Raw genomic sequence first — 13,787 nt, 5'->3', positions numbered from 1 at the left:
GCCTCGTCAGGTGGTGAGAGCCCGGTCGAGGTCGCGCCAGAGATCGGTCGGGTGCTCGCACCCGACCGACAGGCGCAGCAGCCCCGGCGGCAGATGGGTCTGGCCGGGGATGGCGGCTCGGCGTTCCATGGTCGACTCGACCCCGCCCAGGCTGGTGGCGTGGTGGATGACCCGGACCGATCGGCATACGTCGTCGGCACGTTGGGCTCCTCCGCGCACGTCGAAGGTCACGACTGCACCGAACCCGTCCATGAAGCTGCGGGCCGTCTCGTGCGTCGGATGATCCGGCCGCCCGGGGTAACGCACGACCTCCACGCCGGGGTGGCCGGCGAGGCGGTCGGCCAGGTCGGCGGCCGTCGCGCAGGCCTGGCGAAGTCGCACCGGCAGGGTGCGCACCCCTCGGACGGCGAGATAGGACTCGAGGGCACCGGGGGTCGCTCCGGCCAGCTCCCGTCGCGTCCGCAGCTGCTCGGCGTGCTCGTCGGTGGCCGCGACCACGGCCCCGAGCAGCAGGTCGGAGTGGCCGCCGAGGTATTTCGTGGCCGAGTGCATGACAAGGTCCGCCCCCAGCTCGAGCGGCCGCTGGAGTAGGGGAGTGGCGAAGGTGCTGTCGACCGCGACGAGCGTCTTCGTCGAACGAGCCGCGGCGCAGATCGCAGGCAGATCGGCCACGGCCAGAAGGGGATTCGACGGAGACTCCACCCAGAGCAGGTCCGCCTCGCCGGCGAGCGCGACCCACCTCGCGGTGTCCTCGACGCCGACCCGGACGACCCGCCACCGCCCTTGGGCGGCGCCCGCGTCGGCCAGGCCGGTCACGCCCTGGTAGCAGTCGTCGCCGAGTGCGACGGTCGCTCCTACGGGGAGGAGGTCGAAGACCGCCGCGGCCGCTGCCATGCCGGAGGCGAAGGCGACGGTGCGACCGCCCTCCAGCCCGCCCAGCACCTCCTCAAGGGCTTCCCACGTCGCAGTGGCGTCGTCCCGGCTGTAGGACCGGTCGGATCCGAGCGTGAAGTTGGAGGCCAGCACCGGAGGGACGTTGAGCGGTTCGCCCACGGTCGGTACCCCGCGACCCGCCATCACGGCCCAGGTTTCCGGCTGCACGTGTTCGCGTTGCTCCATACCTCGCACAGTAGGACACCGGGCCCCGGGGCGACGGCAACCTCGCCATGCTGAAGGCGGTGGGGCGCTGGGCCAGCCCCCCTGCCACGGCGGCCGGAGCCGCGAAGATGACGCGGCCCTACTCAGGCCGCGGCCTTCCGGGTGAAGGTGAGGTGGGTGACGCCACTGGGCGCGGAGACGGCCTCCACGTGGTACGTGTTCTCGAGTGCTTCCAGGCCGTCCCAGAGGCGGACGCCACGGCCGAGCACGATCGGGACCTGGACGAGATGCATGTGGTCGACGAGCCCGGCGGAGAGGAACTGGCGGACAACGGTCGGGCCACCGCCGATCCGGACGTCCTGGCCGTCGGCTGCCGCGCGGGCGGTCTCGAGCGCCTCGGCTGGGGCGGCGTCCAGGAAGTGGAAGGTCGTGCCGCCCTCCAGCTCGATCGAGGACCGCACGTGGTGAGTCAGCACGAAGGTCGGCGTGTGGAACGGCGGGTTGGGGCCCCACCAGCCCTTCCAGTCGGGGTCGTCCCACCAGCCGGGTGGGCCGAACTTGTTGGCGCCCATGATCTCGGCGCCGATACCGGGTCCGTGGCGCTCAGCGAAGGCGTCATCGACCCCGGCGGTTCCGCCCGGGTCCCAGAACCGGGTCGCGAACATCCAGGTGTGGAGCTTCTGGCCGGCGTGCCCGAAGGGTGCATCGGCGGACTGCGGCTCACCGGTGGCGAAACCGTCGAGCGAGATGGACAGGTTGTGGATCCGTGTGCGTGACATCAGCGTCTCCTCGTCATGGCGTCGCGACGGAGGGTCCGGCGACGAGTTTGCCCTCGCGGTAGACGGCTTCGACCTCCAGCAGCGCGCGCAGGTCCACGGCGGCTTCACCGCGGACCACGAGGAGGTCCGCCGCGAGCCCCGGCACCAACAAGCCGCAGGTACCGGCCAGCCCCAGGGCATCGGCGGCTCGTGACGTCGCAGCCCGGAGTGTGTCGACGGGGTCTCCGGTGACATGACCGAACACGAGCAGGGCGTGCGCCATCACGTCGTGGGGTTTGCCCGGGCTGACCCCGGCATCGGTCGCCACCACAACCCGTGCGCCGCGGTCACGAAGCATGCCGAGCCCCTGCACGATCTGCTGCATCCGGGCCGCCAACGCCGGCGACGGCGCTGGAGCGCCAGGGGTCGCCCCCGGAGTGGTCCGCACGAAGATCCTCGACGTCGCCAGGGCTCCCACCAGGCCCGGATCGTGGTCGACCCCGTCGGCCGTCATGAAGGTGCAGTGCTCCACAGCGTCCACGCCCACGTGGATGCAGTCGCGCAGCGCAGACGCTGCGTGGGCGTGTGCCGCGACCGGGAGCCCGACCGCGTGCGCCTCGTCGACGAGAGCCCGCAGGGAGTCCTCGTCGAACTGTGACTCCCAGGGCAGCGACCCCGCGGTGATGTTCCCGCCGGAAACCATCACCTTGATCACATCGACGCCCCGCTCGGCACGCCTGCGCACCGCGGCCGCCACCTCACCGGGCTCGGTCTGTGCGCCGGCCAGGAAGTGACAGTGCCCCCCGGGCGTGGTGATCGGCGGGCCGCTTGCCCGCAGGCGGGGAAGGCTCAAGGCGTCCTGCACGCTGTTCCGGAGGTCGACAACGGCGTAACCACTGTCCCCGAGGTCCTGGATGGTGGTGACTCCCGCGGCCAGGGCACGTCGCGCGTTCGCGACCGCCAGCTCCCGCTGCCCGCCCGGCTCGCGTGGCAGGCCCTCCTCAGGGTTGGCCGTGCAGCCCCACGAAAGGTGCTGGTGGCCGTCGACCAGGCCGGGCAGGAGCGTGGTGCCACCACCGTGGTCGATGACCCGGGCCCGCTCCGGCGGTGGTTGCACCCGGCGCACCTCGAGGACCCGACCGTCCTGGCCGACCAGGACCTCGCTGTCCGAGTGCAGGGCATCGCCGTCGAAGACGACTCCTGCCCGGATGATGAGCATGTTCAAGAGTGCCCCGGCACGGCCACTGACGCCATCAGGTTTTCCCGTTCACCGGTGGCGGGACGGGCTGGATGTCGGCGGAGGGACGAGGAGCGCGCCCGCCATGGTCTCGCGTTGGAAACGGGCGAACCTGCTGGAGTTCCAGCCACGCCGCATGACGAGCAGCTCGAACATCTCGGCTGAGGAGATGGTGAAGAGCACGTCGGTGACGTCGCGCAAGGTGAGTCCGTGGCGCACGTCTCCGGTCGCTCTGAGGGCGCGTGCGTTGTCGCGCATGCGGACCATCCGGGTCTGGTCCATCTCCTCCAGGACCGGAAGCGCCTTGGGGTCACTGGCTGCCGCGTCTCGCAGGAGCACCGCAAGGGGTGCCACTCGGGGCGCGACCTCGCTCGCCAGTTGCGCCCAGCCGGCAACGAGCTCGTGGCCCGTGGAGACACCACGCAGGCGGTTGGACCGTTCTTCTGCGGGCACTGTGCCAGACCCTTCGAGGCCCCGGCGGTAGAGCGCCCGGGCGATCCCCGGTTTTCCGCCGAAGGCCTTGTAGACGGTCTCCGACGAGACTCCGGCGGCCGTCGCGATCGCGTCGACCGTGGTGGCGGCGTACCCGCGCCGCAGCATCAGGTCGCGGGCCGCGGTCAGGATGTCCTCGCGCCGCTGTCGGGCGGCGGCTCGACGCCCGCTCGCGTCATACGACCGGGGCTTGACGGGTTGCGGCAACAGCCTCACACTCCTATTGGATGCACTTCACTGTATCCAAAGGTCGACGGCTGGAGTCGTCATGGATGGATCACCGTTCCTGACCCGGGTCATGGAGGCCGCCAACGCGCATGATGTGGAGCGGATCGTCGGCTGCTTCTCCCCCGGCTACGTCAACGAGACACCGTGCCACCCCGCGCGTGGGTTCGTCGGCGCCGAACAGGTAGGCCGCAACTGGACGGGGATCCTGGCCGCAGTGCCGGACCTGGTCACCTCCGTGGTCGATCAGGTCCGGGTCGGTGACCAGGTCTGGAGCGAGTGGGAGATGAGCGGCACCCGCCGCGACGGGAGCCGCCACCTGATGCGGGGAGTGATGATCTTCCGCGTCGAGGGCGACCGGGCCACGTCCTGCCGGTTCTACCTGGAGCCGGTGGTGGCCGACGAGACGACTGCCGACCGGTTCGTGGCCTCGCTGGCCTCCGGCGGAGGTGCTTCGTGATCCTGGTGGCGGGGGGCACCGGTCGACTCGGCTCACTGGTGGTCGCTGACCTCCTGGCCCGGGGCAACCGGGTGCGGGTGCTCAGCCGGGGAACCGGGCCGGTGCCGCAGGAGGTTGCTCCCAGCGAGGTCATGGCCGGGTCGGTGACCGATCCGGCGGCTCTCGAGAAGGCGGTGGAGGGCGTCGATCTGGTCGTCTCCGCCGTCACCGGGTTTCCGCGGACGGACCCGGCTCGAGTCGACGCCGCCGGCAACGAGCTGTTGGTGCAGGCCGCGGAAGGAGTCGGCGCCGAAGTGGTCCTGGTCTCGGTGGCAGGGGCCGCGCCCGACAGCGCGATGGGACTGTTTCGCGCCAAGTTCGAGGCCGAGCAGGCCCTCGGCCGATCCAGCGTGCGGGGCACGATCATCCGCCCCGAAGCGTTCGCCGACCTGTGGATCGACCTGCTCGCCACGACGGCGCGACGCTCGCGCCGGCCACTGGTGTTCGGGCGCGGAGACACCCCGACGGGCTGGGTCGCGGTGGGCGACGTCGCGGCCCTGGTGACTCGGGTCGTCGAGCAGGCATCGCTACGCGGGACCACCTACACCCTGTCCGGGCCAGAGCGGATCAGTGTCACCGAACTCGCCCGGCGTCTCATGGCATCTCGCGGCTGGCCCGGCTCCCCACGCCACCTGCCGGTCGCGGCCCTCCACGTCACCGCCCGCCTGCCGGGTCGTTCCGGCCGCCAGGCCGAGGCCGCGTTGGCCATGGACCAGCCGTCGCCAGTCCACGACGACACGCGCACCCGGGTGCCCGGCCTCCCAAGCACCCCTCTCGCCGAACTGCTCGGCCGCGCTGCCGTTCGCTCTGAGGGCCACGAGCCTTGAGGTCTCCCCAGATCAGCCTGACCTCGGTAGTCGCTTCGGGAGACGGCGTGCGCTGATCATGCGCTCCACGTGCACGCCGCCTCTCAGCGGAAGCGGCGGGCCTGGTTCTCCAGCTGGGAGGGCCCGGGTGACCAGTGCGCGATCCACGGCCCGGTGCCCTCGGACTGGTCGATGACACCCTCCTCCAGCCAGGTGAGGTTGCCGTCGAGCACGCTGCGCGCCAGCCGGTAGTCGACATCGTCGGTGTTGTGCCACAGCCGCTCGAAGAGGGTGTCGACGCGCAGCCTCGACTGCTCGCAGAAGGCATTGGCCAGGGCGTACGCCGCGTCGGCCCGGTCCGGTTGCTCCTGCCGGATCATCTCGGCCCGGGAGCAGGTCGCGGCCATCGCAAACAACTCCGCCCCGATGTCGACGATCCGGCCGAGGAACCCTTGCCGGTGCTCCAGCTTGGCCTGCCACCGGCCCATGCCGTAGAACGTCTGCCGCGCCAGCTTGCGTGACGCCCGCTCGACGAACCGCAGGTGGTGCGCCAGCTCGCCGAGCTCCTGGTAGGAGCGGGGGTTGAGCCCCTTGCCGGCCACGAGCTGGGGCAGCCACTTGGCGTAGAAGCCGCTGGCCCCGACGGCCGCCTTGGCCTTGGCCTGCAGGTCGGCGTCGGGGGAGGCGAGGTCGCCGGCTGCCGCGAGGTGGGCGTCGACGGCCTCACGGGCGATGAACAAGCGCATGATCTCGGTGGATCCCTCGAAGATCCGGTTGATCCGCAGGTCACGCTGGAGCTGCTCGGCGGGGACCGCACGCTCACCCCTGGCCCGCAGTGATTCGGCGGTCTCGTAGCCACGGCCGCCCCGAATCTGCACCAGCTCGTCGGTGATCCGACACCCCATCTCGCTGGCCCACAGCTTGGCAAGCGCCGCCTCGAGCCGGATGTCGTGCTCGCCGGCGTCGGCCATCTGCGAGGAGAGGTCGACGACGGCCTCGAGCGCAAAAGTGGTCGCCGCGATGAAGGAGATCTTCTCGGCGACGGCCCCGTGCTTGCCGACCGGGCGGCCCCACTGCACCCGTTCGTTGGACCACTCGCGGGAGATCTTGAGCGCGTACTTCCCGGCGCCGGCACTCATCGCCGGGATCGACAACCGACCGGTGTTGAGTGTGGTCAGTGCGATCTTCAGGCCCTCGCCCTCCCGGCCGAGCCGGTTGGCTGCCGGCACCCGAACCTGGTGGAACCGGGTCACGCCGTTCTCGATGCCGCGCAGCCCCATGAAGGCGTTGCGGTGCTCGACCGTGATGCCCTCGGAGTCGGCCTCGACCACGAACGCGGTGATGCCACCCTTGCTGTCGGCGCGCGCGGGCACCCGAGCCATCACCACGAGCAGCTCGGCAACCACGCCGTTGGTGGTCCAGAGCTTCACGCCGTCCAGCAGGTAGGCGTCGCCGTCATCGGTCGGCACCGCGCTGGAGGCCAGCCGGGCCGGGTCGGAGCCCACGTCGGGCTCGGTGAGCAGGAAGGCGCTGACCGCACCCGCGGCGCAGCGCGGCAGGTATTCGTGCTTCTGCGCCTCGGTGCCGAACATCTTCACCGGCTCGGGCACACCGATCGACTGGTGCGCCGACAGCAGCGCGCCGATGCTGGGGTGGATCGACCCGGCGAGCATCAGCGCCCGGGCGTAGTCGGCCATGGAGAGGCCCAGCCCGCCATACTCGACCGGGATCTTCATGCCGAGGGCGCCCAGGGCGATCAGGGTGCGGACGTAGTCGGCCGGGATCTCGGCGTCCCGCTCGATGCGGCTGCCGTCCATCTGCTCGCACGCCTCCCCGAGGCGCGCCAGGAACTCCTCGCCCGTGGCGGCGACGTCGGGCGCCGGTCGCGGGTAGGGGTGGATCTGGTCGAAGTCGAACCGCCCGAGGTAGAGCTCCTTGGCAAAGCTGGGTCGCGTCCACCGTGACTCACGCGCCGCCTCGGCGACCTGCCGCGCCTCGCGCTCGTCGACGTGCGCGCCGCCCGGTGCCGGAGCGCCGGTCGGGGTCTGGGTTCCGGTCGTGTCGATCGCCATGCCGATCACCTTCCACTCGCCTACCCACCAGTGTTACCCATTGGTAGGAGTTTTGCAGGTGACGAGTTGATATCGGTCTGGTCGAAGGAGAAGCGGGCTCATCCCCCCGTGTGGTTGCCGTCGCCGCGCAGCCGGGTCAGCTCGCGCCCGAGGTTCAGGCGGGCGGCGTCCTCCCATTGCTGCCGGGCGTGGGCGGTGCGGTAGAGCCGATCGCGCCGCTCGAAGGGCAGCAGGACCTCACTGCGCCCCTTCGCGTATGCCGTGTCGTCGACGAAGTCGTACTCCTGCCGGACCTGCTCGCAGTACCTGTCGAACCGGTCCGACGGCGCCGACAGGATCCACAGGTCGGCGTCGTGGAAGCACGCGGCGAGCCCGTCGTCCGACGGCCGGTCGTGCCCGTCGGTGAGGCGAACCAACCGCTCCACGTCATCCCGGACCTCGGCCGGGACGCCGAGCGAGGTGAGCCCTCGCACGGCCAGGTCGGCGCTCTCGGCCTCGTTGCTCCCGCTCCTGGCGCGAGGCTCGTAGCGAGCGTCGTGGAACCATGCGGCAACTCGGGCCACCGCACCCTCGCGCTCGGTGAGCTCGCCGGCCTCCAGCAGTTCATCGAGCGCCCAGAACATCTCCACCAGGTGGGTGGTGGTGTGGTAGTGGCGGTGCGACTCAGACCACCGTCGCAGCAGACCCGCGCCCACGGCAGCGACCGTGTCGTCGTGGGCCTCCCGGTGCAGCGCTCGCACGTCGAGCGTCCACCAGGTGATGAGGGCGGGCATGCCGCCAGTGTCTCAGGGCGACGCGAGCAACCGAGTGGTTCGCTGCGCGGCTGACATACTGCAGTTCAGGGGTATCGCCGCTGACTCGGGTGCCACGCGCATGGGGTCGTTCAACCTGCAAGGGGACTGGCCGCTGGTGGGACGCGCCGAGGAGCTGGCGGAGCTGGTCCGGATCGTCGAGGCAGGCATGGCCGCCCCCGAAGCACCCGCAGGAGCAGTGGTCGTCGCCCCGGCCGGCGTCGGCAAGACCCGTCTGTTGCGGGAGGTCCGCCGGTCGGCGGAGCAGCTCGGGGTGCCGACCGTCATGGCCATCGCGACCCGGTCGGCAACATGCTGCAGATGGCCGCGGGCAAGGTGACCGGTGCGACCCGCACGGCGCTCGAGGGCGCGACGCGTCTCGACGGCATCGTGACCGCACGCGCCCGGTTGCTTCATCTGGCCGTGCGCCTCGGGGCATCCCCCAGGTGCGTGCTTGACGACCTCACGGCAATGGCCGGTGGCGCGGAGAGTGGCCTGCTGGGCCTCATGGCCGACCACGTCCGCGCCCTGGCCGAGACCGACAGCGCTCGTCTCGAGGACGTCACCGGGCGGTTCGACGAGCTCGGGCTGTGGCTCAACGCAGCGGAGTCCGCGGCAGGGGCGGCACGGCTGCGCGCAGAAGCGGGGAAGCGGACCGCCTCGGCCCGCTCCCACCTCTACAACGCCTTCACCAAGACGGGTGTCGAGCAGCGCGAGGCGCTGGCGGATGCGCTCGACTCGTGATGATAACGAGACATCGGTGCACTGGCCGCGCCGCGGCGTCGCGCGACATACTCAGGCACACATCGTCGATCTTCTCCGGGCATTCCTGCGCCGGAATTCCTGGGTCGACCCTGTTCGCTGAGAGGTTTGGATCGGATGAAGAGGTCACTTGTCTGGACGGCCGGGATGGCCACGGCACTCGCGTGCTCGGTGGCGATGAGCGCTCCGGCGCTTGCTGCTGCGCCGACGACGTTCGGATCGCAGACCCAGACCGCCGCGAGCAGCCCTGTCGCACAACGGTCGTCGGATCCGCGGGTCCAGACCGACATCGATGCGGTCCTGGCCGCGCTGCCTGCGGGCTGGGAGGATGGGGTCGCCGCGGCTCGCGCTCAGCTGCCCGCCGACCAGTGGGCGTTGCGCGATCGGGCGATCAACCCCGGCGACTACCAGTGCGGCCCCACGGTCCTCGACACCTGGGTGGATCAGCAGCTGGAGGGCGTTGACCCGCTCGCCCTTGCCGTCCTGAGCCGGGTGGGCGCCCTGGATATGCCGACCCTTGATGCGCTGTTCTTCGAGACCGACGCCACGCCACAGTATTTCGGGGCGGACGGCAGCCAGACCATCCCGCTCACGCACGAGATGCGCGTCCTCAAGGGTTTCTGGGACGTCAAGACCGACGACATCCAGCTCGTCGCGATGCACGACGACTTCTTCTCCCACCCCGACAAGGTCACCCGCATCACCAAGCTGCTGTACGGCGTCACGGACGAGCAAGCGGCTGAGCTGGCGCAGTTGATCACCGCTCTCGTCTACAACGCCGGGTTCGACGGCAACCCCCTGCTCACCGCCAACGCGTTCGCGTTCACCGCAGAGGGAGACCCGGACCCGGTGGTCGCGGCGGTGCCGGACAAGATCGTCATGGGCGACGGCATCCTGGAGGCGATGGCCTACGCGGGCATCGGCGGCACGGCGCCCAAGGCGATCCTCGCCCACGAGTTCGGCCACCACGTCCAGTTCGAGGACGACCTCTTCGACAGCCCGCTGTCCGGTCCCGAGGCGACGCGCCGCACCGAGCTCATGGCCGACGCGTTCGGCACCTTCTCGCTGGTCCACAAGCGCGGGGAGGCGATCAACGCCAAGCGACTGCTCGATGCCGAGCGGAGCTTCTACACCGTCGGCGACTGCTCCTTCACCAGCCCCGGGCACCACGGCACGCCCAACCAGCGCCTCAAGGCGTCGACCTGGGGCGCCGACGTGGCGGCGTCACAGCAGAAGCAGGGACAGATCATGCCGTCCCTCACGCTGGCGGCGAAGTTCGAGAAGATGCTTCCCGAGTTCGTCGCTCCCGACGCGCCATGACCGGTGAGCAGCTGAGCTGACCAGTTGCACCAGCCCACCGCCCCGATTCACGCAGTCGCGTGGGTCGGGGCGGTGCTGGCGTCGGGAGAGTCCGCGAGCTCGGCGGGCAGCTCGCGGGTGTGCAGGACGGTCAGCTCGGTCACGGCGCGGGTGAGGATGACGTAGAGGCGGCGCAGGCCGGTGCGCTCGTCCGGCTCCGCCTCGGCGATCGCGGCCGGCTCCAGGACCACCACCCGGTCGAACTCGAGACCCTTGGCCACGCGCGCGGGGACGACCAGCACCTGGTGGGGATGCTCTGACGTGTCGCCGTGGTCGAGCCCGAGCACCAGGTGAGCCAGGCCGGCCGCGGTCAAGGCGGTCGAGGCCTTCGGCACCTGGTCGTCGGCCAGGATGACACCGACCGATCCGGGTTCCCCACACGCCTTCCGGACGACCTCGACGAGGCTCTCGAGGAGGCGCTCCTCGCCCACGGCGCGCACCTCGAGCCTGCCGGGGTTCTCCCGCACCGAGACGGGGGCGCCGAGACCGGGCGCCATCCGCGGCAGCAGGCGCGCGGCGTACTCGATCACCGCTGCGGGCACTCGGAACCCGCGGTCGAGCACCTCCAGGTGACCTTCCGGCTTGCCCAGGTGGGTCATGGACTCGGCCCACGAGTCGGTGGCCCACGGAGTGGTCCCCTGCCCGATGTCTCCGAGGACGGTGGCGGAGCCCGTCGCGCACCGGCGGCCGACGGCCCGCAGCTGCATGGGGGAGAGGTCCTGGGCTTCGTCCAGGACCACGTGGCCGAGGCTGGTCGGACGGTTGAGCAGCGCGGCGATCTCGTCGAGCAGCACCGTGTCGGCGCTCGTCCAGCGGGCGGCGCCGCGCGTCCGCGGCGGCTGGGTCCACAGCAGCAGCTCCCGCTCCCGCGGGTCCAGCAGCCCGTCGGCGTGACGGGCGAGCTCGACCGGGTCGCTCAGCAGGTCGAAGAGCACGTGGCGTGGATCGAGCTGGGGCCACAGGGATTTGGCATACCTCGTGACGGGAGTGGACCGTGCCACGGCGTCCTGCACCCGGTCGTCCGGTGAGTCGCCGGACCGCTCCATCTGCAGCAGCACGGCGTGCGCGAGCCTGCGGGCGAGCATCTGGCGCGCCGCGTCATACCGGATGCCGCGCGTCCGCAGCTCGGCGACGATGTCGCGGACCTCGTGGGCGGGCACCCGCCACTTGCGCGACCCCCGGGGGACGACCAGTGCCTCGGTGGGCTCGCGCACGCGGGACCAGACGGCTCGGCGCAGCACTTCGGCGAGGCGCGGGTCTCCTTTGAGCACAGCGACATCGGAGTCGTCGACGGCTCGCACCCGCACCGACTCGAGCAGCTCCTCGATCGTGGTGTGGGTGACGCGGACCTCGCCCAGAGCGGGGAGCACCGCGCCGATGTGGTCGAGGAAGGCCCGGTTGGGACCGATGACCAGCACGCCGGTGCGCGAGAGCCGGTCACGGAAGGCGTAGAGCAGCCACGCGGCGCGGTGCAGGCCCACGGCGGTCTTGCCGGTGCCGGGTGCGCCCTGGACGCAGACGGTGGTCGCGACGTCGGCCCGGACGATCTCGTCCTGCTCCGGTTGGATCGTCGCGACGATGTCTCGCATCGGCCCGACCCGGGGACGCTCGATCTCGCTGGCCACGATCCGGCTGTCGCCGGTCACCTCTGCGGGGTCACTCAGGTGCTCGTCCTCGTATGCCGTGAGCTCGCCCCGGTCGACGCCGAACCGGCGGCGCAGCGTGACCCCCATCGGCTCGGCACGCGAGGCCCGGTAGAAGGCGGTCGACACGTCAGCCCGCCAGTCGACGACCAGGGGGTCACCGTGCTGGTCGGCGACGTGGCGACGGCCGATGTACCAACGCTCGGCCCCGGCCTGCGGGTCGCTCTGGTCGATCCGGCCGAAGAAGAGCGTCCCGGTCGGGTCGTCGCGCAGCGACTCGGCGCGTCGATGGAGGGTCGCGGCCAGGTACTCCGCGGCGATGGCGTCACCGCCCCGCGCCTCGGTCGCCAGGGTCTGCTGGCGCATCCTTGCCAGCGCGGCACGGGCGCCTGCCAGGTAGACGCGTTCGTCGGCAAGCTCGGTGGGCTCGTCGGACACGGGCACCAGCCTTCCTCGAGTCGTGGCGGGTCGCCCCACGCCACGCAGGCCGAGCCCACCCGGGGAACCGGGCGGGCGACGAGTCGGGTGGGGGGAGCGTCATGCTACACGGGCGGGGACAGGCGTGTCCCCGGGCGACCGCGTCCTGATCGCGGTTGCCCGGGGAGTTCGTGGGCCTACTTGTTGCTGGTGCCGAAGGTGACCGAGACGTCCTTGCGTTCGCCGTCCCGCACGACCGTGACCGTTGCCTTGTCGCCGGGGGCACGCTCGTGGACCTGGGCGACGAGGGAGAGCCAGGAGTCGACGGAGTCACCGTCGATGGAGATCACTGCGTCGCCGGTCTTCAGTCCGGCCTTTGCGGCAGGGGTGTCGGCCAGGACCCTGATCTCCGAAGCGCTCCGCCTGGCCGAGCCGAGTTGCACCGTCGTGTCCTGACCAGCCACGCCGAGGTAGGCGTGCTCGGCCTTGCCGTTGGTGATCAGCTGGTCGGCGATCGAACGGACCTCGTTGACCGGGATGGCGAAGCCGATGCCGATGTTGCCGCTCTGGCCGCCGCCGATGCCGGAGCCGAGCGTGGCGATCGAGGAGTTGATCCCGATCAGCTGACCTGACTCGTCGACGAGCGCGCCACCGCTGTTGCCCGGGTTGATGGCGGCGCTGGTCTGGATGGCGTTGGTGACCACGGGCTGGCTGCTCTGGCCGAGGGGCGAGGAGTCACCCTGGGTGGTCACGGGACGGTCGAGAGCGCTGACGATACCCGTCGTGACGGTGCCGGCCAGGCCCAGCGGGTTGCCCACCGCCATGACGGGCTCACCGACCGACAGCTTGCTCGAGTTGCCCAGGCTGATGGGCGAGAGACCACTGGGGGGGTCCGTGATCCGCAGGACCGCGAGGTCGGTCGAGGGATCGGTGCCGACCACGGTCGCCCGGTAGGTGCGGTTGTCGTTGAGGGTCACCGTGATCCTGGCGTCCGAGCCGCCGGCGGTGGCCACGTGGTTGTTCGTCACCACGTGGCCGTTCGTGTCGATGATGACACCGGAGCCTTGACCCCCGGACTGACCGTTGGTGACCTTGATGGCCACGACACTGGGCGAGACCGCCTTGGCCGTGGCGGTCCAGTCGGGGGACGACCCGGTCGCCTGGATCACCGGCGCGCTCACCGCGCTGCTGGTCGTGCCGGCGCCCGCGGCCGTGGCGCCGTCGTCGCCGAGCTGCCCGACGCCGTAGGTCGCTCCGCTCGCCAGCAGGGCCGCGAGCAGCGCCACTGCCGGGAGCTCGTAGCGCCTGCGGGGCTTCTTCCCGGTGGTCGTGCCGGCCGTGCCGCCCGGAGCTGCTCCGTGCCCGCCCTGCCCGCCCTGCCCGATCTGCGGGCCGGGCTGGCCCTGGCCCGGGAAGCCGTAGGGTCCTTGCGGCCCCCCGTCATAGGGGCGAGGCCTCCCAGCTCCGGCGTTCGGTGCGCCGAAGGCGCCACGACGCGGGTCTTGCGGCTCTCCGGGCCGGGGAGCGCCATACCACTGCGGCCCGGGGATCGGCTCGGTCGGCCGGTGACCGCCGCCGGTGCCCTCACCCGGCTGCTGGGGCTGGTTGGTGGTGCCCATGGTGCTCTC

13 protein-coding genes are annotated in these 13,787 nt (G+C 71.2%); 5 read left to right on the top strand and 8 right to left on the bottom strand.

The genetic code is table 11. From position 1 onward, the window contains the following. Positions 1-6: 6 nt before the first annotated feature. The 4 genes from FCN22_RS06295 to FCN22_RS06280 form a co-directional block, all read right to left on the bottom strand. Positions 7-1,119 (bottom strand): trans-sulfuration enzyme family protein, encoded by a 1,113-nt coding sequence (locus tag FCN22_RS06295; RefSeq protein WP_137120682.1) that lies wholly within the window; start codon positions 1,117-1,119, stop codon positions 7-9. 122 nt (positions 1,120-1,241) lie between these two features. Beyond that, a complete protein-coding gene (locus tag FCN22_RS06290; protein ID WP_137120681.1) occupies positions 1,242-1,877 on the bottom strand; it encodes a dihydrofolate reductase family protein in 636 nt (211 codons plus the stop codon). Between the two features lie 13 nt (positions 1,878-1,890). Next, a complete protein-coding gene (locus FCN22_RS06285) occupies positions 1,891-3,075 on the bottom strand; it encodes an amidohydrolase family protein (RefSeq protein ID WP_137120680.1) in 1,185 nt (394 codons plus the stop codon). Positions 3,076-3,123: 48 nt separating this feature from the next. Then, positions 3,124-3,801, bottom strand: a complete 678-nt coding sequence (locus FCN22_RS06280) for a TetR/AcrR family transcriptional regulator (protein ID WP_137120679.1) — start codon at positions 3,799-3,801, stop codon at positions 3,124-3,126. Between the two features lie 52 nt (positions 3,802-3,853). Here FCN22_RS06280 and FCN22_RS06275 point away from each other — a divergent pair, with 52 nt between their 5' ends. Both FCN22_RS06275 and FCN22_RS06270 read left to right on the top strand, forming a co-directional pair. Further along, positions 3,854-4,270: a nuclear transport factor 2 family protein gene (locus tag FCN22_RS06275; RefSeq protein WP_137120678.1), complete on the top strand. Its 417-nt coding sequence runs from the start codon at positions 3,854-3,856 to the stop codon at positions 4,268-4,270. Next, a complete protein-coding gene (locus FCN22_RS06270) occupies positions 4,267-5,136 on the top strand; it encodes an SDR family oxidoreductase (protein ID WP_162308145.1) in 870 nt (289 codons plus the stop codon). The genes FCN22_RS06275 and FCN22_RS06270 overlap by 4 nt, the downstream gene beginning before the upstream one ends. 83 nt (positions 5,137-5,219) lie before the next feature. Here FCN22_RS06270 and FCN22_RS06265 read toward each other — a convergent pair whose 3' ends face one another. Further along, complete coding sequence (locus FCN22_RS06265; RefSeq protein ID WP_137120676.1) at positions 5,220-7,187, bottom strand: acyl-CoA dehydrogenase family protein; 1,968 nt, start codon at positions 7,185-7,187, stop codon at positions 5,220-5,222. A 98-nt stretch (positions 7,188-7,285) separates the two neighbouring features. After that, positions 7,286-7,960: an HD domain-containing protein gene (locus tag FCN22_RS06260; protein ID WP_137120675.1), complete on the bottom strand. Its 675-nt coding sequence runs from the start codon at positions 7,958-7,960 to the stop codon at positions 7,286-7,288. Positions 7,961-8,060: 100 nt separating this feature from the next. Here FCN22_RS06260 and FCN22_RS06255 point away from each other — a divergent pair, with 100 nt between their 5' ends. From FCN22_RS06255 to FCN22_RS06245, 3 genes are all read left to right on the top strand, one after another. Next, positions 8,061-8,318, top strand: coding sequence for an ATP-binding protein (locus tag FCN22_RS06255; RefSeq protein ID WP_162308144.1), 258 nt, complete (start codon positions 8,061-8,063; stop codon positions 8,316-8,318). Continuing rightward, entirely contained in the window at positions 8,291-8,722 is a 432-nt protein-coding gene (locus FCN22_RS06250) for a hypothetical protein (protein ID WP_162308143.1), read from the top strand. Before FCN22_RS06255 ends, FCN22_RS06250 begins: the two co-directional genes overlap by 28 nt. Before the next feature lie 135 nt (positions 8,723-8,857). Next, a complete protein-coding gene (locus FCN22_RS06245; RefSeq protein ID WP_137120673.1) occupies positions 8,858-10,060 on the top strand; it encodes a hypothetical protein in 1,203 nt (400 codons plus the stop codon). A 47-nt stretch (positions 10,061-10,107) separates the two neighbouring features. Here FCN22_RS06245 and FCN22_RS06240 read toward each other — a convergent pair whose 3' ends face one another. Beyond that, positions 10,108-12,180: a HelD family protein gene (locus FCN22_RS06240; RefSeq protein WP_238384551.1), complete on the bottom strand. Its 2,073-nt coding sequence runs from the start codon at positions 12,178-12,180 to the stop codon at positions 10,108-10,110. 176 nt (positions 12,181-12,356) lie between these two features. Then, entirely contained in the window at positions 12,357-13,778 is a 1,422-nt protein-coding gene (locus FCN22_RS06235; protein WP_137120672.1) for a S1C family serine protease, read from the bottom strand. Positions 13,779-13,787 lie beyond the last annotated feature (9 nt).

The organism is Segeticoccus rhizosphaerae, assembly GCF_005222685.1.
Classification (GTDB): Bacteria; Actinomycetota; Actinomycetes; order Actinomycetales; family Dermatophilaceae; genus Segeticoccus; species Segeticoccus rhizosphaerae.
Note: the sequence above shows the minus strand (reverse complement) of the source record. Positions and strands in the feature narration are given on the sequence as shown.

Bases quoted from the DNA above. Each gene is read 5' to 3' on its own strand.
- FCN22_RS06255 (WP_162308144.1), top strand. From the start codon at position 8,061: ATGGGGTCGTTCAACCTGCAAGGGGACTGGCCGCTGGTGGGACGCGCC.
- FCN22_RS06275 (WP_137120678.1), top strand. From the start codon at position 3,854: ATGGATGGATCACCGTTCCTGACCCGGGTCATGGAGGCCGCCAACGCG.
- FCN22_RS06245 (WP_137120673.1), top strand. From the start codon at position 8,858: ATGAAGAGGTCACTTGTCTGGACGGCCGGGATGGCCACGGCACTCGCG.
- FCN22_RS06250 (WP_162308143.1), top strand. From the start codon at position 8,291: ATGCTGCAGATGGCCGCGGGCAAGGTGACCGGTGCGACCCGCACGGCG.
- FCN22_RS06295 (WP_137120682.1), bottom strand. From the start codon at position 1,119: ATGGAGCAACGCGAACACGTGCAGCCGGAAACCTGGGCCGTGATGGCG.
- FCN22_RS06285 (WP_137120680.1), bottom strand. From the start codon at position 3,075: ATGCTCATCATCCGGGCAGGAGTCGTCTTCGACGGCGATGCCCTGCAC.
- FCN22_RS06290 (WP_137120681.1), bottom strand. From the start codon at position 1,877: ATGTCACGCACACGGATCCACAACCTGTCCATCTCGCTCGACGGTTTC.
- FCN22_RS06235 (WP_137120672.1), bottom strand. From the start codon at position 13,778: ATGGGCACCACCAACCAGCCCCAGCAGCCGGGTGAGGGCACCGGCGGC.
- FCN22_RS06260 (WP_137120675.1), bottom strand. From the start codon at position 7,960: ATGCCCGCCCTCATCACCTGGTGGACGCTCGACGTGCGAGCGCTGCAC.
- FCN22_RS06265 (WP_137120676.1), bottom strand. From the start codon at position 7,187: ATGGCGATCGACACGACCGGAACCCAGACCCCGACCGGCGCTCCGGCA.